Source organism: Micromonospora sp. NPDC005237 (assembly GCF_040607775.1).
GTDB lineage: Bacteria > Actinomycetota > Actinomycetes > Mycobacteriales > Micromonosporaceae > Micromonospora.
The window spans coordinates 77,830-96,141 of record NZ_JBEXHJ010000001.1; the positions used below are offsets into that span (position 1 = coordinate 77,830).

General features: G+C 73.4%; 17 protein-coding genes. 9 read left to right on the forward strand and 8 right to left on the reverse strand.

Annotated elements, in window-relative coordinates:
• Positions 1-6 precede the first annotated feature (6 nt).
• Together ABZT87_RS00460 and ABZT87_RS00465 are read right to left on the reverse strand one after the other, a co-directional pair.
• Positions 7-912 (reverse strand): hypothetical protein, encoded by a 906-nt coding sequence (locus ABZT87_RS00460; protein WP_355132688.1) that lies wholly within the window; start codon positions 910-912, stop codon positions 7-9.
• A 141-nt stretch (positions 913-1,053) separates the two neighbouring features.
• Positions 1,054-1,710, reverse strand: coding sequence for a 4'-phosphopantetheinyl transferase superfamily protein (locus tag ABZT87_RS00465; RefSeq protein WP_355132690.1), 657 nt, complete (start codon positions 1,708-1,710; stop codon positions 1,054-1,056).
• A 185-nt stretch (positions 1,711-1,895) separates the two neighbouring features.
• On the opposite strand from ABZT87_RS00465, the gene ABZT87_RS00470 reads away from it, so the two are divergent.
• A complete protein-coding gene (locus ABZT87_RS00470) occupies positions 1,896-2,165 on the forward strand; it encodes a hypothetical protein (RefSeq protein WP_354863273.1) in 270 nt (89 codons plus the stop codon).
• A gap of 54 nt (positions 2,166-2,219) precedes the next feature.
• Here the strand turns inward: ABZT87_RS00470 and ABZT87_RS00475 are convergent, their stop codons facing one another.
• The 4 genes from ABZT87_RS00475 to ABZT87_RS00490 all read right to left on the reverse strand — a co-directional run bounded on the left by ABZT87_RS00475 (position 2,220) and on the right by ABZT87_RS00490 (position 6,680).
• On the reverse strand, positions 2,220-3,002 hold the full coding sequence (locus ABZT87_RS00475; RefSeq protein ID WP_355132692.1) for a peptidase: 783 nt from the start codon (positions 3,000-3,002) through the stop codon (positions 2,220-2,222).
• Positions 3,002-4,297 carry a VWA domain-containing protein gene (locus ABZT87_RS00480; protein ID WP_355132694.1) on the reverse strand — a complete coding sequence of 432 codons (1,296 nt, stop codon included), beginning with the start codon at positions 4,295-4,297 and terminating at the stop codon, positions 3,002-3,004. Before ABZT87_RS00480 ends, ABZT87_RS00475 begins: the two co-directional genes overlap by 1 nt.
• An 87-nt stretch (positions 4,298-4,384) precedes the next feature.
• Positions 4,385-4,786, reverse strand: coding sequence for an MmcQ/YjbR family DNA-binding protein (locus tag ABZT87_RS00485; protein WP_355132696.1), 402 nt, complete (start codon positions 4,784-4,786; stop codon positions 4,385-4,387).
• A 346-nt stretch (positions 4,787-5,132) separates the two neighbouring features.
• Positions 5,133-6,680, reverse strand: coding sequence for a phospholipid carrier-dependent glycosyltransferase (locus tag ABZT87_RS00490; protein ID WP_355133648.1), 1,548 nt, complete (start codon positions 6,678-6,680; stop codon positions 5,133-5,135).
• 246 nt (positions 6,681-6,926) lie between these two features.
• Here ABZT87_RS00490 and rsmI point away from each other — a divergent pair, with 246 nt between their 5' ends.
• The gene (gene rsmI, locus ABZT87_RS00495; protein ID WP_354861853.1) at positions 6,927-7,775 is read left to right on the forward strand and encodes a 16S rRNA (cytidine(1402)-2'-O)-methyltransferase; all 849 of its coding nucleotides are present in this window, start codon (positions 6,927-6,929) and stop codon (positions 7,773-7,775) included.
• 13 nt (positions 7,776-7,788) lie between these two features.
• Here the strand turns inward: rsmI and ABZT87_RS00500 are convergent, their stop codons facing one another.
• Positions 7,789-8,904, reverse strand: coding sequence for a hypothetical protein (locus ABZT87_RS00500; RefSeq protein WP_355132698.1), 1,116 nt, complete (start codon positions 8,902-8,904; stop codon positions 7,789-7,791).
• A 158-nt stretch (positions 8,905-9,062) separates the two neighbouring features.
• Between ABZT87_RS00500 and metG the strand changes: the two genes are divergently transcribed.
• A complete protein-coding gene (metG, locus tag ABZT87_RS00505) occupies positions 9,063-10,865 on the forward strand; it encodes a methionine--tRNA ligase (protein WP_354861856.1) in 1,803 nt (600 codons plus the stop codon).
• A gap of 46 nt (positions 10,866-10,911) precedes the next feature.
• Here the strand turns inward: metG and ABZT87_RS00510 are convergent, their stop codons facing one another.
• Positions 10,912-12,159 carry a hypothetical protein gene (locus ABZT87_RS00510; RefSeq protein WP_355132700.1) on the reverse strand — a complete coding sequence of 416 codons (1,248 nt, stop codon included), beginning with the start codon at positions 12,157-12,159 and terminating at the stop codon, positions 10,912-10,914.
• Positions 12,160-12,305: 146 nt separating this feature from the next.
• Here ABZT87_RS00510 and ABZT87_RS00515 point away from each other — a divergent pair, with 146 nt between their 5' ends.
• The 6 genes from ABZT87_RS00515 to ABZT87_RS00540 all read left to right on the forward strand — a co-directional run bounded on the left by ABZT87_RS00515 (position 12,306) and on the right by ABZT87_RS00540 (position 18,309).
• Positions 12,306-13,205, forward strand: a complete 900-nt coding sequence (locus tag ABZT87_RS00515) for a TatD family hydrolase (protein WP_354861859.1) — start codon at positions 12,306-12,308, stop codon at positions 13,203-13,205.
• Between the two features lie 46 nt (positions 13,206-13,251).
• Positions 13,252-14,121, forward strand: coding sequence for a 16S rRNA (adenine(1518)-N(6)/adenine(1519)-N(6))-dimethyltransferase RsmA (rsmA, locus tag ABZT87_RS00520; protein ID WP_354861861.1), 870 nt, complete (start codon positions 13,252-13,254; stop codon positions 14,119-14,121).
• 86 nt (positions 14,122-14,207) lie between these two features.
• Positions 14,208-15,158 (forward strand): 4-(cytidine 5'-diphospho)-2-C-methyl-D-erythritol kinase, encoded by a 951-nt coding sequence (locus ABZT87_RS00525; protein WP_355132702.1) that lies wholly within the window; start codon positions 14,208-14,210, stop codon positions 15,156-15,158.
• Positions 15,159-15,275: 117 nt separating this feature from the next.
• Positions 15,276-17,081, forward strand: a complete 1,806-nt coding sequence (locus ABZT87_RS00530) for an ABC-F family ATP-binding cassette domain-containing protein (RefSeq protein WP_355066752.1) — start codon at positions 15,276-15,278, stop codon at positions 17,079-17,081.
• A 95-nt stretch (positions 17,082-17,176) separates the two neighbouring features.
• Positions 17,177-17,632, forward strand: coding sequence for a DUF4383 domain-containing protein (locus ABZT87_RS00535; RefSeq protein WP_355132704.1), 456 nt, complete (start codon positions 17,177-17,179; stop codon positions 17,630-17,632).
• A gap of 200 nt (positions 17,633-17,832) precedes the next feature.
• Complete coding sequence (locus tag ABZT87_RS00540; protein ID WP_354860522.1) at positions 17,833-18,309, forward strand: DUF4383 domain-containing protein; 477 nt, start codon at positions 17,833-17,835, stop codon at positions 18,307-18,309.
• Positions 18,310-18,312: the final 3 nt, after the last annotated feature.

Here is an 18,312-nt window from a genome sequence, read left to right on the forward strand (position 1 = left end):
GGCACGTCACGGCTTCCAGGAGCCGGCGGTCGCGAACTTGTGCTGGTACTCCAGCACTCCTGAGGTGTCCTGCACGTCAAACACCACGCTGCCGGTGCGCTTGGTGCCCGCGGTCAGGTCGTTGGCGGCCGGCATCGGTTTGCCGCAGCCGGAGAAGGCGCCGGCGATCGCGTTGGTCTCCGTCCCGTCGGCGGCGACCCACTGGAAGTACAGCGGGTTCGCCGAGCCGGTGCCCTTGGTGACCGCCACGGTCACGTCGGCGATCACGTACATGCCCTCGTCGGGCTTGAGGCCGTACGACGTGCAGGGCTTGGTGGCGGTGCTGAACTTCGTCACGGTGATCTCGACGGTGCCGCCGTTGTCGTCGATGACCAGGGTGTCCCCGGCGGACATGTTCCGGGTGTCGCTGTCGGCGGACGCCCGGGGCGACGGCGCGGTGCTGGCCGGCGGCTGCCCGACACCACGGGTGACTGCCGGGGTGGGCAGCGCGTCGGTCACCTCGTTCGCGGCGCGGTTCGCGCCGATGACCACCGCCACGATGCCGCCCGCGCAGCACAGCAGGGTGAGCACGGCCGCGGTCACCGCGATGGCCACCACTGTCTTCTTGGAGTTCGTCGTCTGCACGGGCGGCGGCGGCATGAGCGGGTAGCCCGGCCCACCGGGCGGCGGGTAGGCGCCCGCGCCGGGCTGCGGGTAAGCGCCGCCGGCCTGCGGGTACGCGCCGCCCGAGAACGGCGGCTGCGGCGGGTTCGCCGCTGCCGACCACGGGCTGGGCGGCACCGGCGCCTGCGGGACCGTCGGGTCGGCGGCGGACCGCTGCGGCTGCGGTGTCGCCGCGAACGGTGGCGTCGGCGGCTCCGGGTTCGGCTGCTGAGGGTCCTGCGGCCCGGCGGGGGGCTGGGGGTGGGTCACCGTACTCCTTGACGCCTCGTACGTGCGGTTCGGGAACCCGCCGACGCTACCGTGCGTCGCCGACCCGCCGGTCGCCGCGCCGGCTCGTGTCCCACCGTCCGCGAGTCGTCGACGCACCGGCCAGAATGGACGGTGCAGGGGTCAGCGCAGCGTGAGGACGGCGGCGGTGCGGACCAGGCCGTCGGCGACCACGAACCGGCCGGTGATCGTGCCCGGAGGATCGGCGACCTGCGCCGCGTCCACCCGCGCCGGTGCGATCCGGGCGGTGAACGTACCGGAGTCCGGGTCCAGCGTGAGGTGGGCGTCGTGGAAGTCCAGCCAGCTTCCGACGACGGGGTGCCAGACCTTGTAGACGGTCTCCTTGGCGCTGAACAGTACGACGGGCCAGGAGATGTCGGAGGGTAGCCGCGCAAGGCTCTCCTCCTCCTCGGGCAGCAGCACGAGTCGTCGTACCCCCGCATTGATCTCGCGGTGCCGTTCGGCGTCCATGCCGACCGATCGCAGGTCGGTGGCGCGCGCCGCGGCGGCGGCGCAGTAGCCGGTGGTGTGGGTGATGGTGCCGACCACCCCGGCGGGCCAGATCGGCGCGCGGTCGGCGGCGGCCGGCACGGCCGCCACCGGCAGGCCGAGGTCGGCCATCGCGCGGCGGGCGCACACCCGGCCGGCGGTGAAGTCCCGTCGACGGGTCTGCACCGCCCGTTCGCCGAGGCACGCCTGTTCGGCGGTGAGGAGTTCCCCGGTCCAGTCGTCGGGTGCGGCGACCGCCACGGCGACCGTCGGCGGCAGGAGGTCACGCACGGCCGCCACCTACCGTCCGGTAGCGAAGGGGCATACGCTCGACCGTCAGATTTCCGACTCCCACGACGGGAGAAGGTACCGCAAAGATGTAACACCGGAGGGACGCGTCGCGCCCTCCAGGATGGCTCCGGGGGGACCACCATCAACACCTGGCCAGTCCCGCGAACATCTTGAGAGGACCTGCGATGAGCGATGGCACCGAACCGCCGGGGGATCGGGCCGACGACCACGCACCGACGACCCCGGGCTGGAGCTGCGGCTCCTGCGGCGACGAGTGGCCGTGCGCGACGAAGCGCAGCCGGCTGCTCGCGGAGTACGGGGATGATCGGGCGATGCTCAGCGTCTACCTGGGCTCGTGTCTCGCCGCCGCCGCCGAGGATCTGCGCGCGGCCCCGGTGATGTCGCTGCAGGACCGGTTCATCGGCTGGCTGCCCCGCGGCGCGCGACGCCGCTGAGCCCGCCGGTGGCCCCGCCCGGCGTGGGCGGGGCCACCGGTTGGCCGGGCGGGTTCAGGCCCGGCGAGGCCGGCGGGTCAGCGCGAAGCCGAACACCCCGGCCACCGCGGCGAGCACGCCGCCGATGCCGGTCCAGATCCACCGCGAGCCGAGATCCGGCAGCCAGTCCGCCGGCGAGTCGCCCTCGTCGTCGGCCTCCGGGTCGGGCGTCGGTACGGCGTTGAGCACCGTCCCCGCCCTGGTGTTCGCCACCAGCGGCGCGGCCGGCTCACCGTCGTCGGCCGAGGCGCCCCGGTCCGCGAGGACGCCGACCAGCAGGTCCACGTCGACGGGTGCGCCCAGGTCGGGCTCGGGCAGGTCGATGACGGAGAGCCGGACGACGTACGTGCCGGGCAGCGGGTCGGCCGACCACGGCTCGGCCCAGGGCCGCACCTCGCGCAGCGTGCAGCCCAGCGCCACGCTCGACGCCTTGCCGTCCACCGTCGGGGTCTGCGCCCCAGCGGTGCACGCCTGCCGTCGGCGCAACCCGTCGAACACGTCGACGGTCCAGGTGGAGGCGCCGCTGCGTGCCTTCGGAAAGGTGACGGTGGCGCTGATCTCGTGCACCTGCCCGGCGGTCGCCGGGAACGACCAGTAGAGGTGGTCGCCGACCGAGGCGTCCACCCGCACCGGTTGGCCGGCCGTGATCGGGGTGGCGGTGAGGAACGAGGTGCCGGCCCGGGTCACCGGCGTGGCGCCCGGAGACGGGGTGGGGGCGGCCAGGGCCGCCCCGGGCAGCAGCGCGGCCCCACCGGCGGCGAGCAGCGCCGCCAGCGACCGGAACAGTGCGGTACGCATCAGTTCTCCCTCCAGGTGGCGACCCACCAGCGGGTGAGCAGGCCGGCGATCAGGCCGGTGAGCAGGCCGGCCACGGTGAGCAGGGCGAGCAGCACCCAGCCCCGGCCGAGGTCGGGCCCGTCCGGGGCTCCCGCGGCGGCGACCACGTCGATGGTCAGCTCCACCGGCATGCCGGGCGTCGCCGCGGTGCCCGGGCGTGCGGCGAACGAGTTGCTCACCACCAGGCAGACGGTGGTGGGCTCGACGACGGGCGTCGAGGTGTCGGCGGTCACGTTCTCGTCGTCGGCGGCGTTCTCGTCGTCGGCTGTGGCCGACCAGCGCAGACCGGCGGAGAGCACGTCGGCCCGGCCGCTGCCCGCGTCCGCGCCACGGACCAGTTCCCGGCCATCCGCCGCGGTGGCCCGCAGCAGCACCCCGTAGTCCCGGTTCACCGGCCGGTCCAGCGCCATGCTCACCGACGCGCGCAGCTCCTGACCGGGGCGTACGGGCACCCGGTAGTAGCGGTGCTCGGAGAACGACTCCCGGTCGGCGTACACGCCCGGGGCGAGCAGCGGCGCGGAGTCACAGGCGTTCGCGCCGCCGACCACGGTCGGGGCCCGGGTGTGGGTGTCACCGGCCCGCTCGACGAGCTGTTTGATCCGGCCGGTCAGCTCGTCGGCGCTCTGCGCCGCGGTGTAGGTGCCTCCGGTCGCCCCGGCGATGCAGAGCAGCTGACGGCGTACCTTCTCGTCGGGCGCGAGACCGAGCGTGTCGACGACCAGGCTGGTGCCCTGCGCGGCCAGTTCCCGGGCCACCTGGCACGGGTCCGGTGGTGCGCAGGTGTCCTCCCCGTCGGTGATCAGCACGATCCGCCGGGTGGTGGCGCCGGTGCCCAGGTCCTGTGCGGCGGAGCGCAGCGCGAGCCCGACCGGGGTGAACCCGGTCGGTCGGAGCGTCGCTACCGCCGCCTTGGCCCGGGTCCGGTCGACCGGCCCGACCGGAACGATCTGTTGGGTGTCCTGGCAGCCGACCTTCTTGTCCTTGCCCTTGTAGGTCGCGCCGAGCACCCGGATGCCGAGCTGGGTCTCCTCCGGCAGCGCGTCCACCACGTCGTTGAACGCCTGCTGGGCCACCGAGATCCGGCTGCGCCCGTCGATGTCCGCGGCCCGCATCGAGCCGCTGACGTCGAGCACCAGCTCGACCCGGGGCGGCTCGGTCGCCTGCTCCTCGTCGGCCGCCGCCGGGACCGGCCCGGTCAGCGCGGTGGTCGCCAGCAGTCCGAGGAGGACGGCCGCCGATCGTCTGAAGTTGATCACGGCGGGCAGTGTAGTGAAATCCACTTTGGATGATCATTGGGGTGGCTGGTTGTCCCGGATGGTCGGGGACGCGTGGACCCGGCCGGGTCAGGCGGGCGGGTCGAGCAGTGCGACCAGGCGCTTCGGCGCGATCTCCCGGTACGCGTCCCGGCACAATTCGTCGATCTCGGCCCAGTCGACCGTGCCGTCCAGCCGTACGCCGACCCAACCCCGACCGCCGACGTAGGGCGGGCGGAAGAAGCGGGCCGGGTCGGCGGCGGTCAGCTCCGCCTGGGCGCCCGTCGGCGCGGCGCACCAGAGGTGGGGAAAGTCGTTCTGGTGGTGCCCGTCGGCGTGCAGGGTGACGAACACGCTCTTGTCCCGGACGAACCAGGTCGGTGACCCGTGGCTGGGCCGCTCGGTCACCTCGGGCAGCGCGAGGCAGATCGCCCGGACCCGTTCCAACAGCTCCACGGCACCCCGCCCTCCCGTCACGATCGCGACGCCCACCACGGCGAGCCTAGTGCGTCGGGCCGGGTCGCCGGCAGCCCTCGAAGCGGCCTCCGTCGGCGTCGAGACAGCCGGTTCGGGGGCGCTGGGTCCACGCCAGGTCACCCTCGGTCAACGGTCGGAGGGGAGACGTCGGCCCGGGTGGAATCCGTCGGAAATCTGACCCAAGTTGACCCGTTGTGCCGGTGGTGCGCGGTGGTTAAGCTCTTCATGCGCGCCCCAATCGCCCGCTTCCCCCGTGGCAGGCGATCGGGGCGCGCGTCTTCGTGTATGAGGTCGGGCCCGCACGCGTGACGCGTGCGGGCCCGATTTCCGTCGCGCTGTGCGGCGCGTCGCCTGCCGGTGCTTATATCCAGCGGCCGTCGAGCCACATTCGGGACAGCCAGTCCGAGTACGGGATCAGCCGTCCCACGAAAATCGGATAGAAGTACGCGAAGCACAACGCCACCAGCAGCACGTACGCCCCGGCCGCGATGCTGCCCACCAGCCGGCGTTCGTAGCCCGCGTCGCCGGGCACCAGGGCTGCCGTCTCACCCACGTCACCGCCGGGCGGAGCGATCAGCGCGCCCAGCACGTACACCACGGCCAGCACCAGGAACGGCAGCGCCGGCGCGACGTAGAACGAGAACATCGTCCGGCCGTCGAGGGCGAACCAGAACCAGGGCAGCAGTCCGGCGGCCACGGTGAGCAGGATCGCGCCGGCCCGCCAGTCCCGTCGGGCGATGCCCAGCCAGACCAGCGCCACCAGGGCGGGCAGGAACGACCACCACAGCAGCGGGGTGCCGAGCAGCAGGATCTCCGAGGCGCAGGTCGGTGCCCCGCAGGCGCCGTCGCCGGACCAGTGGAACGCCACCGGCCGCCCGAGCAGCAGCCACTGCCACGGCCACGACTGGTACTTGTGCGGATCGTCGAGCTGGGCGTGGAAGCCGTACGCGGCGCGGTGGTACTCGAAGAGGTTGACCAGCGGGCCGATCACCGGGGTGTCGCTGAGCGGGGCGCTCGGGTAGGCCGACGCGAGCCGGTAGTAGCCGTCGTCGCTGAGCAGCCACCCCGACCAGGTGGCGAGGTAGGTGCCGACCATCAGCACACCGGCCAGCACCAGCCAGGGCACCTCGTCGAGCAGGGTGTCCCGCCAGGGCCTGCGGACGCCCGCCGAGCGGCGGACCCCGACCTCCCAGAGGACCACGAACAGGGCGAACACCGGCACGAAGTAGAGCGCGCTCCACTTGACCGCGCAGGCGCAGCCGATGAGCACCCCGGCGGCGAGCCGCCACCACGGCCACGTGCGCCAGCCGGTCGCCGGCCGGCCCGCGCGCCCCGGCAGACTCGGGTCGAGCCCGTCGTCCAGGGCGCGCGCCCAGCGCCGGCGGCGGGCGTCCCGGTCGAGCACCAGCGCGCCGAAGGCGGCCAGCACGAAGAACAGCAGGAAGATGTCGAGCAGCGCCGCGCGCGACAGCACCAGGTGGAAGCCGTCCAGCGCGAGCAGCAGGCCGGCCGCGCAGCCGAGCACCGTCGAGCGGAACAGCCGCCGACCGATCCGGACCAGCAGCAGCACCGACAGCGTGCCGATCACGGCCGCCGAGAACCGCCAGCCGAACTCCGGCGCGGTGGTGAGCAGGTGCCCACCGACGGAGACCTTCGACTCCGCGTCCTGATAGCCGAAGGCCCACTCGCCGACGCCGATCAGCCACTTGCCCAGCGGCGGGTGCACCACGTACGACGGGCCGTTGTCCTTGTAGTTCCACTCGACGCCCCGGCTGATCAGCCCGTACGCGTCCTTGGCGTAGTACGTCTCGTCGAAGATCTTGCCCTTGGGGCTGGACAGGCCCACGAAGCGCAGGATCCCCGCGATCGCCACCACCACGGCGGTGGCGAGCCACGAATACGGGTCCATCCGGCTGTCGACGGTGGCGAACCGGCGGCGGACCACGGCGGATATGCCCCCGCCGTCGGCACGTGGTGCCGTCGGTTCCTGGTGGGGGCTGGGCTCGCCGGACACCTCGACCGTGTCTGCCGGGTCGGCGCTCGGGCTCTGCGCTGTCGACGCACTCGTCACCCGGCGATCGTAGGCTGCCAGGGTGTCCTGTGGCGCCCGTCGTCCCTGATACCGGTATTCGCTGTCGATGAAGGAGACGATGTCGTGGGTGAAATGTCCGAAGCTGGGCGCCTGATCCTGCTCGGTGCCCCGCTCGGCAACCCCGCCGACGCCTCGGTGCGGTTTCGGGAAGTCCTGGCCAGCGCCGACGTGGTGGCCGCCGAGGACACCCGCCGCCTGACCCGGCTGGCCCGCGACCTCGACATCACCGTCGGCGGCCGGATCGTCTCCTATTTCGAGGGCAACGAGGAACGGCGTACGCCCGAACTGGTCGAGGTCATCCTCGGCGGGTACGTGGTGGCGCTGGTGACCGACGGCGGCATGCCGAGCGTCTCCGACCCGGGTTACCGGCTGGTCCGGGCCGCGTTGGACGTCGGGGCGCCGGTCACCGTGGCACCCGGGCCCAGCGCGGTGACCACCGCCCTCGCCGTTTCCGGGCTGCCCTGCGACCGGTTCTGCTTCGAGGGGTTCCTGCCCCGCAGCGGGGGTGCCCGCCGGTCCCGGCTGCGCGCGCTCGCCGCCGAGGAGCGCACCCTCGTCTTCTTCGAGGCGCCGCACCGGATCGGCGCGGCGCTCGCCGACCTGGCCGAGACGTTCGGCGCGGACCGGCCGGCCGCGCTCTGCCGGGAACTCACCAAGACCTACGAGGAGGTGCTCCGCCGCCCCCTCGGCGAGTTGGCCCGGTGGGCCGCCGAGGGTGATCCGCGCGGGGAGATCACCCTGGTGGTGGCCGGCTCGCCGGTGACCGCGCCGGAACGCCCCGACGACGACACCCTGCGCGCGGCCGTCGCCGAGCGGGAGGCCGCCGGCCGGTCCCGCCGGGACGCCATCACCGACGTCGCCACCGAATACTCGCTGCGCCGCCGTGAGGTCTACACGATCGTGCACAGCTGACCCACCGGCGCATTCACCACGCGACGGCGAGGAAGCCGAGGGTGATCAGCGCCGGGCCGGCGAGAGCCGTGGCCACCGCCCAGCGGCGGTGTCGCCGGCCGGGCAGCCGGGCCGACCCCGTCCACCGGACGATGCCGGCGGCGCAGCCGAGCACCGCCAGCAGCCCGGGCAGCCAGCGCAGGTGTCGGCCCGCGCCGGTGTCGGCGTACGCGGTGTCGCTGTCCGGGCCGGTCATCCGTGCCCGCAGCGCCGCCCCGGGCGCGCCACCTCCGGCGGGTACGCCGCTGACTCGTACCCCGTGGGCCAGGAACCGCCCGTCGTCGGCCGTGAAGATGCCCCGGCACCGCTGGGTGAGACCGCCTCCGGTGCAGTGGTCGATCACCACCGTGCCGTCGCGCGCGTGCCCGACCGCGAGCCAGAACGGGCCGGCGCTGACCCAGGCGAAGAAGGCCGCGACCAGGCTCAGCAGCACCAGCGCGGTCAGTCCGGGCAGCGGGTCCGGCAACGCGGTCGTCCGCGACGAGGGACGGCGAGCCCGGCGCTGGGGGGCGGCGACCTCGCGGACGGGGGTGCCGTCCCAGTGCACCTGCTCGATCGGCGCCCAGAACGTGCCCTCGTCGTCCGGTGGCCGGTCCCCGTCGACCCGGTGAGCAATTCGGCGACGGCTCTGCTGGCGTACCGGCACCCGACGCGGCACCGCGTCCACCGGCGCCCCGGTGGTCGGCTCCACCTCGACCGGGGCCCGGGTTGCCGGCTGCGCCTCGACCGCCGTTCGGGCCGGTTCGCGCCCCGCCGGCGCGACGTCGGCCGACGCGCCCGGCGGGTTCGGCGGCTTCGGGCGGGCCGGGCTGGGCACGGGCGCCGTCGGGCTGGGCCGCGCCGGGGTGGGGGCCGGCGCGGCCGGCGTGGGCCGGGCCGGGGTGGCGGCGAGCTCCGTCGAGGTGTCCCGCCGTGGCGCGGCCGCCCGCCCGGACGGCGTGGGCCGCTGGTAGCCGGGCCGATCGGGTTCGGGGGCGGTGACCAGCCGGGGCTGCGGCGCGACCCCGGCGGCCCGGGGGCCGGGCTCGTCGCCGCCGGTCGGCCCGGTGGGACGCTCGTCGTGGTCCCGGGCCGCTCCTCTGCCAGTCACGACGTTCATTGCACACCGGTAGCGGAGGCAGATCGGGCAGCTGGACCGCGTGTCGACGACAAATCGGACCAATGGGCGGGGCGGTCGATCCGGTCCGGCGGCCCGGCACCCCCCATTGGTTCGCGGACGCCCCGGGCGGGTCACTAGGCTTGCTGCTCATGAGTCACGTTCTCGCGGCAGTGGCCTGGCCGTACGCTAACGGCCCCCGCCACATCGGCCACGTCTCCGGTTTCGGCGTTCCCTCCGACGTCTTCGCCCGGTACATGCGGATGGCCGGCCACGACGTGCTCATGGTCTCCGGCACCGACGAGCACGGCACCCCCATCCAGGTGCAGGCCGACGCCGACGGGGTGACCCCGCGCGAGCTGGCCGACCGGTACAACAGGGTGATCGTCGAGGACCTGCACGGCCTCGGGCTCTCCTACGACCTGTTCACCCGCACCACCACCCGCAACCACTACGCGGTGGTGCAGGAGCTGTTCGAGGGGATGTACCGCAACGGCTACATCGTGCCGAAGACCACCATGGGCGCGATCTCGCCGTCCACCGGGCGCACCCTGCCCGACCGGTACATCGAGGGCACCTGCCCGATCTGCGGGTACGACAGCGCGCGCGGCGACCAGTGCGACAACTGCGGCAACCAGCTCGACCCGATCGACCTGATCGACCCGAAGTCGCGGATCAACGGGGAGACCCCGAAGTTCGTCGAGACCGAGCACTTCTTCCTGGACCTGCCCGCCCTGGCCGACGTGCTGCGCCAGTGGCTGGACACCCGGGAGGGGTGGCGGCCCAACGTGTTGCGGTTCTCCCGCAACCTGCTCGACGACCTCCAGCCGCGGGCGATCACCCGGGACCTGGAGTGGGGCGTGCCGATCCCGCTGGACGGTTGGCGGGACCGCTCCGACAAGCGGATCTACGTCTGGTTCGACGCGGTGATCGGTTACCTGTCCGCCTCGATCGAGTGGGCCCGCCGCTCCGGCGACCCGGAGGCGTGGCGCAGGTGGTGGTCCGCCGACGGGGAGGGCAAGGACGCCCGGTCGTACTACTTCATGGGCAAGGACAACATCGTCTTCCACTCGGTGATCTGGCCGGCGCTGCTCTCCGGGTATTCCGGCGAGGGCTCCCGCGACGGCGAGCCGGGGGCGCTGGGCGAGCTCAACCTGCCCACCGAGGTGGTTTCCAGCGAATACCTGACCATGGAGGGGCGCAAGTTCTCCTCGTCGCGCAAGGTGGTCATCTACGTCCGCGACTTCCTGGAGCGCTACGACGCCGACGCGCTGCGCTACTTCATCGCCGCCGCCGGCCCGGAGAGCAACGACACCGACTTCACCTGGGCGGAGTTCCTGCGCCGCAACAACGACGAGCTGGTCGCCGGCTGGGGCAACCTGGTCAACCGGTGCGTCTCGATGGCCGCCAAGAACTTCGGGGCGATCCCGTCGATCGACCCGGCCGGCCTCACCGAGGCCGACGAGGCGCTGCTCGCCGTCGCCCGCGCCGGGTTCGACACGGTCGGCGACCTGATCGGCCGGCACCGGCAGAAGCAGGCCATCGGCGAGGCGATGAAGGTGGTCGCCGAGGCCAACAAGTACCTCTCCGAGCAGGCGCCGTGGAAGCTCAAGGCCGAGGCCGACAAGCCCCGCCAGGGCACCATCCTGCACGTCGCCCTCCAGGTGGTCAGCGACGCCAACACGCTGCTCACCCCGTTCCTGCCGCACTCCGCGCAGCAGGTGCACGAGCTGCTGGGCGGCACCGGCGTGCACGCGCCGATGCCGGTCATCGAGCAGGTCGACGACCTGGACGGCGGGCCGGCGTACCCGGTGCTGACCGGGGACTACACGGTGGGCGCGCGCTGGGAGTCGGTGCCACTGGAGGCCGGTCGGCCGCTGGCCGCGCCGAAGCCGGTGTTCCGCAAGCTCGACCCGTCGATCGTCGACGAGGAGCTGGCCCGACTGGCCGGCTGATCAGCGAACGGCGCGCGGCGGTGGGCTCTCGGACCGCCGCGCGCCGTCACAGCACGTACCGGGTGTCCATGACCTGGTCGTCGCTCACCTCGGCGCCCGGCGCCCAGGTCTCGTAGACACCCCGGTCGTGGCACTGCGCGCCGGTGGCGATCAACGCGTCCGGGTCCGGGAAACGCAGCCGTAGCCGCAGCCAGCCGGCCTCCTCGCGCAGCACCAGGCACGACACGCCCCGCCACTGCGCGAACCGGACCCGGCGGGCCACCGCGTCCACCGGATAGCGGGCCGCCCGGGTCATCGCCAGCACCCGGAACCCCCCGGGCAGGTCGGCCACCGCCTCGTACTCCGTGTCGCCGTAGAGGCCGACCAGCTGGGTGGAGCGCGGGGCGTCGCCGGTCGGCACGTACTCCTGGTCGGGAGAGAGGCCCGGCACCGCGGCCAGCAGGTGCCGCCACTGCGGGCCCACCATCCGCAGCCACGCGCGCTGCTCGGCCTGGTAGCTGTAGAGCACCACCTCGACGCCCTCGGCGGGATAGGCGACGAGCGTCGCGTTCGCCGGCATCGGCAGGTCGGCGAAGTCCCGGGTGATGAACTCGGGGATGAGCTGGCCGTTGCTCGGCACGAAACCGGTGCCCAGCACCGGCGGGCCCAGCCGGTCCCGGGACGCCAGCGCCGTCAGCCCCCGGTGCGCCTCGCCCACCGGCACGTCGTAGTCGCCCGGGTCGGCGGCCCGCCAGCGCAGCGCGTACGCCACGTCCGAGCCGTCCCGCCCGACGTCGCCGTCGGTGCGCAGCACCGTGGTCGTCGACGGCGTACGCAGGTGCGCCACGTCGTGCTCGCGATAGCAGAAGCCGTGCGGCAGCCAGCCCCGCACGTACCCGGCGAGCTGCCGACCGGAGAGCACCTTCACCATCCGGGTGCCGCGCCGGATGATCGCCGAGGCACGCATCGCGGCCAACACCGGGTCACCCGCCGCGGACGGCTGCTGGCTGAGCTGGTGTACGTGCGACCAGCCGTGTTCCCGGTGCGCCGGCACCATCAGCGGTGTCTCCGGCTCCTCGGCCGGCACGACGGCACCGTGCACCGCGCTCACCTCCGTGACGTGCACGAACCGACGCCACGGCAGGGCGCTGCCCGGACGCGGCGCCCGCTCGAAGCCGGCCACCTCCTCGGCGCTGAACAGCTCGTACGCGGCGCCCCGGGCGATCTCCTCAGCCGGGTAGACGCCGCCGCCGAAGGCCACGCGCAGGCCGGTCCGTTCGCCGGCGGCGTCGCTCGCGTGGGGTGTGACGCTCACCCCGCCGCCTCGCTCCGCTCGGCAGCGGCGTGAGACGCCACGCTGCTGTGCCTCATGGTTCGCTCGCTCACCCGGCGACGGTAGAGTCGCGCGGCGTAGTCGAGGTGAACGCCGGGTGGCGGGCGGATGGACGGCCCCGGTGTGTGATGCTGTCGCTGATGAGCGAGCCGACTGAAACCCGCCGCGAGCGTGCCGCCCGGCGGGCCGGAGAGTTCCCGCCCGCCCCCGAGCCGCTGCCCCGGCCGGTGCTGGACAGCCACACCCACCTGGACATCACCGTCAGCGAGGCTGGCGTGCCCGGTGGCGGGCCGTCCGACGACCCGGTCGCCACGGCGATCACGGTGGCCACCAAGGTCGGCGTGGACCGGCTGGTCCAGGTGGGCGTGGACGTGGCCTCCTCGCGGTGGGGCGCGGACATCGCCGAGGCGTATCCCGCCGTGCTGGCCACCGTGGCGCTGCACCCCAACGAGGCGCCCCGGCTGGCCGACCTCGACGAGGCGCTGCGGGAGATCGAGTCGCTGGCCGCCCGCGACCGGGTCCGGGGGATCGGCGAGACCGGCATGGACTTCTTCCGTACCGGCGACGAGGGGCGCGCCGCGCAGGAGACGAGCTTCCGGGCGCACATCGCCATCGCCAAGCGGTACGGCCGGACGCTTGTCATCCACGACCGGGACGCGCACGCCGACGTGCTGCGGATCCTCGACGACGAGGGCGCACCGGACACGGTGGTGCTGCACTGCTTCTCCGGTGACGCCGAGTTCGCCCGCGAGTGCGTGCGCCGGGGCTACCTGCTCAGCTTCGCCGGCACCGTCACCTTCGGCAGCGCCACCGCCCTACGCGAGGCCGCCGCGCTCACCCCGCTGGACCAGATCCTGGTGGAGACCGACGCCCCCTACCTCACCCCGACCCCGCACCGTGGCCGGCCGAACGCCTCGTACCTCATCCCGCTCACCGTCCGGTCCCTCGCCGCGACCACCGGCAGCGACCTGGACGAGCTGTGCGCGGCCATCTCCGCCACCGGCGACCGGGCCTTCGGCCCGTGGTGAGCCCGGCCCGGCGGCCGGTCCCGACGACGCCGCTACGCTGCCAGCCATGACCGGTCTCCTCGGCCCGGCGGAGATCCGGGAGCTGGCCGCCCGGCTGGGCGTCGCGCCCACCAAGAAACTCGGCCAGAACTTCGTGCACGACCCGAACACGGTGCGGCGGATCGTCACGGCCGCCGGCCTGACCCCCGACGACGTGGCCCTGGAGGTGGGCCCGGGGCTCGGCTCACTCACCCTGGGGCTGCTGCCGGTCGCTGGGCACCTGCACGCCGTGGAGATCGACCCGACGCTCGCCGGTGCGCTGCCGGAGACCGTCGCCAGGCACGCCGGGGCGGACGCCGCCCGGCTCACCGTGCACCGCGCCGACGCGCTCCGTGTCAGCGCCGCCGAGCTGGCTGACCCGCCGCCGACCGCGCTGGTCGCGAACCTGCCCTACAACGTCGCCGTACCGGTGGTGCTGTACCTCCTCGCCGAGCTGCCCACCCTCCGGCACGGCCTGGTGATGGTGCAGAAAGAGGTCGCCGACCGGCTCGTCGCCGGTCCCGGCTCGAAGGTGTACGGCATCCCGTCGGTCAAGCTCGCCTGGTACGCCCACGCCCGAAGCGCCGGTAAGGTGCCGCCGAACGTGTTCTGGCCGGTGCCCAACGTCGACTCCGGTCTGGTCGCCTTCACCTGCCACGAACCGCCCCGCGCCGACGTGCCGCGGGAGCGGGTCTTCGCCGTCGTGGACGCGGCGTTCGCGCAGCGCCGAAAGACCCTGCGCGCCGCGCTGGCCGGCTGGGCCGGTGGCCCGGACCGGGCCGCCGCCGCGCTGACCGCCGCCGGCGTCGACCCCGGGGCCCGGGGGGAGTCATTGACCGTCGAGCAGTTCGCCGCCATCGCCGCGTCGGCCCCGGCCGGTACGGTGGCCGCGAAGTAGGCTGACGCCGTGTCCGCCGACTCCGCTGAGGAGCTGATTTTGAGCAAGCCGTTCGACATTCGCCTGCGCACGCGGGACCTCACCCCGTGACCGAGGCCTGGCGACCGGACGACGAGGACGAGCGACGCGGGGCCATCGGTCCGGTGAAGGTCCGGGTGCCCGCCAAGGTCAACCTGCACCTCGGGGTGGGCCCGCTGCGCCGCGACGGCTACCACGAGTTGAACACCGTCTATCACGCGATCTCCATCTACGACGAGCTGACCGCCCGCCGGGGCGACACGCTGGCGTTGACCATGGAGGGCGAGGGCACCGGCGAGCTGGCGCTGGACGACTCCAACCTGGTGATCCGCGCCGCGCACGCCCTGGCCGGGTACGCGGGGGTGCTGCCGCACGCCCGCCTGCACCTGCGCAAGCAGATCCCGCTCGCCGGCGGGCTGGCCGGCGGCAGCGCCGACGCGGCCGCCGCGCTGGTGGCCTGTGACGCGCTGTGGGGCACCGGGCTGTCCCGCGATGAACTGGCCGGGATCGCCGCCGACCTGGGCTCCGACGTGCCGTTCCTGATCTACGGCGGCACCGCGCTGGGCACCGGCCGGGGTGAGGCGGTCAGCCCGGTGCTGGCCCGAGCCACCTCCTGGCACTGGGTCGTGGCGATCGCCGACAGCGGCCTGTCCACCCCGGCCGCGTACCGCGAGCTGGACCGGCTGCGCGACTCCGGCGCCGCCGGCGCCCCGCTGGGCAGCACCGACGCTCTGCTGGGTGCGCTGCGTCAACGCGACCCCCGAGTCCTCGCCCGTACGCTCGGCAACGACCTGCAGGACGCCGCGCTGGCCATGCGGCCCGCGCTGGCCGACACCCTCAAGGCCGGCGAGGCGGCCGGCGCGCTCACCGGCATCGTCTCCGGCTCCGGCCCGACCTGCGTCTTCCTCGCCGCCGACGCCGCCGACGCCGAGCGGATCGCCGCCGAGCTGACCAGCGCCGGGGTGTGTCGGGAGGCACGGGTCGCGCACGGGCCCGTGGCGGGCGCGCGCGTCGGCTGACGTCGCGTCCCGGACGGCCCGCGCGGCGGGGGTGGCCGGGACGTCCGCGTACCCTTGGGTTCAGGCGTCCCGAGGTGCCCGCCGGCACCCGGACGCCTTGATCTTGAAGGGTGGAACGTGGCCAACATCGTCAATCTGGACCGGGTGTCCAAGGGGTACGGCGCCGCCGGGCGGCTGCTCACGGACGTCTCGCTCGGCCTGGACGACGCCGACCGGATCGGTGTGGTCGGCCTCAACGGCGCCGGCAAGTCCACCCTGCTGCGCCTGCTCACCAAGCAGGAGGAGCCCGACGACGGCCGGGTCACCCACCGCCGTGACCTGCGCGTGCTCTGGCTACCGCAGCAGCTCACCCTCGCCCCGGACGCCACCGTCCGGGACGTCGTGCTCGGCACCGCCTGGCTCGGTGAGGGCATGGGCGCCGAGCACGAGTGGGCCGGCGACGCCGGCGTCCGCAACATCCTCGACGGCCTCGGCATGCCGCACCTCGGCCTCGACCAGCCGGTCGGCCCGATGTCCGGTGGCGAACGGCGGCGGGTGGCGCTCGCCGCGCTGCTCGTCCGCGACTCGGACCTGCTGATCCTCGACGAGCCCACCAACCACCTCGACGTCGGCGGTGTCGACTGGCTGGCCCGGCACCTGGTCGGCCGCAAGGGCGCCCTCGTCGTGGTCACCCACGACCGGTGGTTCCTGGACGCGGTCTGCACCACCACCTGGGAGGTCGGCGACCAGACCGTCCGGGCGTACGAGGGTGGCTTCGCCGCCTGGACCCTCGCCCGCGCCGAGCGTGAACGCGTCGCCGCCGCCACCGAGGCCCGCCGGCAGAACCTGCTCCGCAAGGAGATCGCCTGGCTGCGGCGCGGGCCGCCCGCCCGCACCTCCAAGCCGCAGTTCCGCATCGACGCCGCGAACGCGCTGATCGCCGACGTGCCGCCCGCCCGCGACACCATGTCCCTGCAGCGCATGGCCGTCTCCCGGCTCGGCAAGCAGGTGTACGAGCTGGAGAACGTCGAGCTGCACGCCGGGCCGAAGGAGATCCTGCGCGACGTCACGTGGCTTGTCGGCCCCGGTGACCGGATCGCCATCCTCGGCGCCAACGGCGCCGGCAAGACCACCCTGCTGCGGATGCTCGCCGGCATCACCCGCCCCGACGGCGGCCGCCTCGGCACCGGCTCGACGGTGCGACCGGCGTTCCTCTCCCAGGAACTCGTCGAGCTGCCCGGGCACCTGCGGGTGCTGGAGGCCGTCGAGGAGGTCGCCCGCCGGGTCCAGCTCGGCGACCGGGAGGTCTCCGCCGCCCAGCTCGCCGAGGTCTTCGGGTTCGACGACCGCCGGCTCTGGACGCCCGTCAGCGACCTGTCCGGCGGTGAGCGTCGCCGGTTGCAGATGCTGCGGCTGCTCGCCGGCGAGCCCAACGTGCTGCTCTTCGACGAGCCCACCAACGACCTGGACACCGACACGCTGGCCGCGCTGGAGGACCTGCTCGACTCGTGGCCCGGCACGATCATCGTGGCCAGCCACGACCGCTACCTGATCGAACGCGTCACCGACACGGCGTACGGGATGTTCGGCGACGGCCGGCTCGTGCACCTGCCCGGTGGCGTCGACGAGTACCTCGCCCGGACCGCCGAGCGAGCCGGCGCCACCCGGGCGGGCGGCACCGGCCCGGTCGCGCCGGCCGGGCCCACCGCGGGTGGCATGTCCGCCGCCGAGGTGCGCCAGGCCCGCAAGGAGCTGACCCGGCTGGAACGGCAGCTCGGCAAGCTCGACCAGCGCGAGGTGACCCTGCTCGATCAACTCGCCGCCGACGCCACCGACTACGCCCGCGTCGCCGAGCTGGACACCCAGCTCAAGGATCTGCGCGCCGAACGGGAACGGATCGAGGAGACCTGGATGACCCTCGCCGAGGACCTGCCCGAGGGCTGAGCGGGCCGGGCACGCCGGCGCGGGGGCCGTGTGCGGCGTCACACCGACACATGCGGAACAATCGTCGGCGACACCTCACCCTTGGAGACCCAGACATGGCCCACACCCCCATCAACCACCCCGCGCGGCCGATCTACCGGGCGATCGGCGGGCTGACCGGTCTGTACCTGGTGGTCTTCGGCGTGCTCGGCATCATCACGAGCGCCGGCAACGAGATCCTCGCCCAGGACGACACCCGCGTCCTCGGCCAGGGCGCCAACCTCGGCTTCTCGCTGCTCTGCGTGCTGCTCGGGCTCGTCGTGCTGGTCGGCACCGCGCTCGGCCGCAACATCGACGTGGCGATCAACCAGTGGATGGCGTACGCCCTGATGGTGATCAGCCTGGCCGGTCTGGCCTTCATCCGGACGGACGCCAACTTCTTCAACTTCAGCATCTTCACCGTGATCGCCGTGATGACGGCCGCCCTGGTGCTGCTCATGGCCGGCATGTACGGCAAGGTCGGCACGGAGGATGAGGCGGAGGCGTTCCAGAAGGCTCGTCTCGTTCTCTGAGTCTCTTCCGGTGTGTGGTTTTCGCCGGAGCCCGAGCTGCTCCGGGCGGTCAGGCTTGATCCCTGCGCAGCTCGGGCTCCGGCGAAACCTGACCTGGTCCGGCCTGCGGCGGGCCGTTTCGGGCTTTGTGGTTCTTCGGACAGTCGGCTCTGCCCTGGGTGACAATCCTCCTGAAACGGTCGATTCAGGGGGGTCTGGGTATGCCGCACTTTCCGGTGAACCATCCGGCACGGCCGCTCTACCGGGTCCTCTCCGGCCTGATCGGCGTCTACATCCTGGTCTTCGGCGTCTGGGGTGTCGCCGAGACGATCGGCGACCCGCTCTTTGACCGGGGCAACCACTGGGCCCTCGGGCTCCGCACCAACCTGGCCTTCTCGCTCGCCTCGGTGGTCTTCGGAGTCGTCCTGATCATCGGGGCGTCCCGGCGCAGCAACCTCGGCCACTACATGAACCTCACCGCCGGGGCGGTGTTCCTGGTGACCAGCATCCTCATGATGTCCGTGCTGCAGACCGACGCGAACTTCCTCAACTTCTCGATGTCGACCGTGATCGTGTCGATGCTGTTCGGCCTGATCCTGCTGGGCACCGGCCTGTACGACAAAACCGGCCCGTCGGAGCACGCCGAGGCGGAGCTGGAACGCCGCAAACATCCGGTGGCCGACGTGCACCGCCGCTGAACG

Excerpts from the sequence above, each read along its gene's own strand:
- ABZT87_RS00515 (WP_354861859.1), top strand. The coding sequence starts at position 12,306 with ATGCTGTCGCTGATGAGCGAGCCGACTGAAACCCGCCGCGAGCGTGCC.
- ABZT87_RS00470 (WP_354863273.1), top strand. The coding sequence starts at position 1,896 with ATGAGCGATGGCACCGAACCGCCGGGGGATCGGGCCGACGACCACGCA.
- metG (WP_354861856.1), top strand. The coding sequence starts at position 9,063 with ATGAGTCACGTTCTCGCGGCAGTGGCCTGGCCGTACGCTAACGGCCCC.
- ABZT87_RS00475 (WP_355132692.1), bottom strand. The coding sequence starts at position 3,002 with ATGCGTACCGCACTGTTCCGGTCGCTGGCGGCGCTGCTCGCCGCCGGT.
- rsmA (WP_354861861.1), top strand. The coding sequence starts at position 13,252 with ATGACCGGTCTCCTCGGCCCGGCGGAGATCCGGGAGCTGGCCGCCCGG.
- ABZT87_RS00540 (WP_354860522.1), top strand. The coding sequence starts at position 17,833 with ATGCCGCACTTTCCGGTGAACCATCCGGCACGGCCGCTCTACCGGGTC.
- ABZT87_RS00490 (WP_355133648.1), bottom strand. The coding sequence starts at position 6,680 with ATGGACCCGTATTCGTGGCTCGCCACCGCCGTGGTGGTGGCGATCGCG.
- ABZT87_RS00535 (WP_355132704.1), top strand. The coding sequence starts at position 17,177 with ATGGCCCACACCCCCATCAACCACCCCGCGCGGCCGATCTACCGGGCG.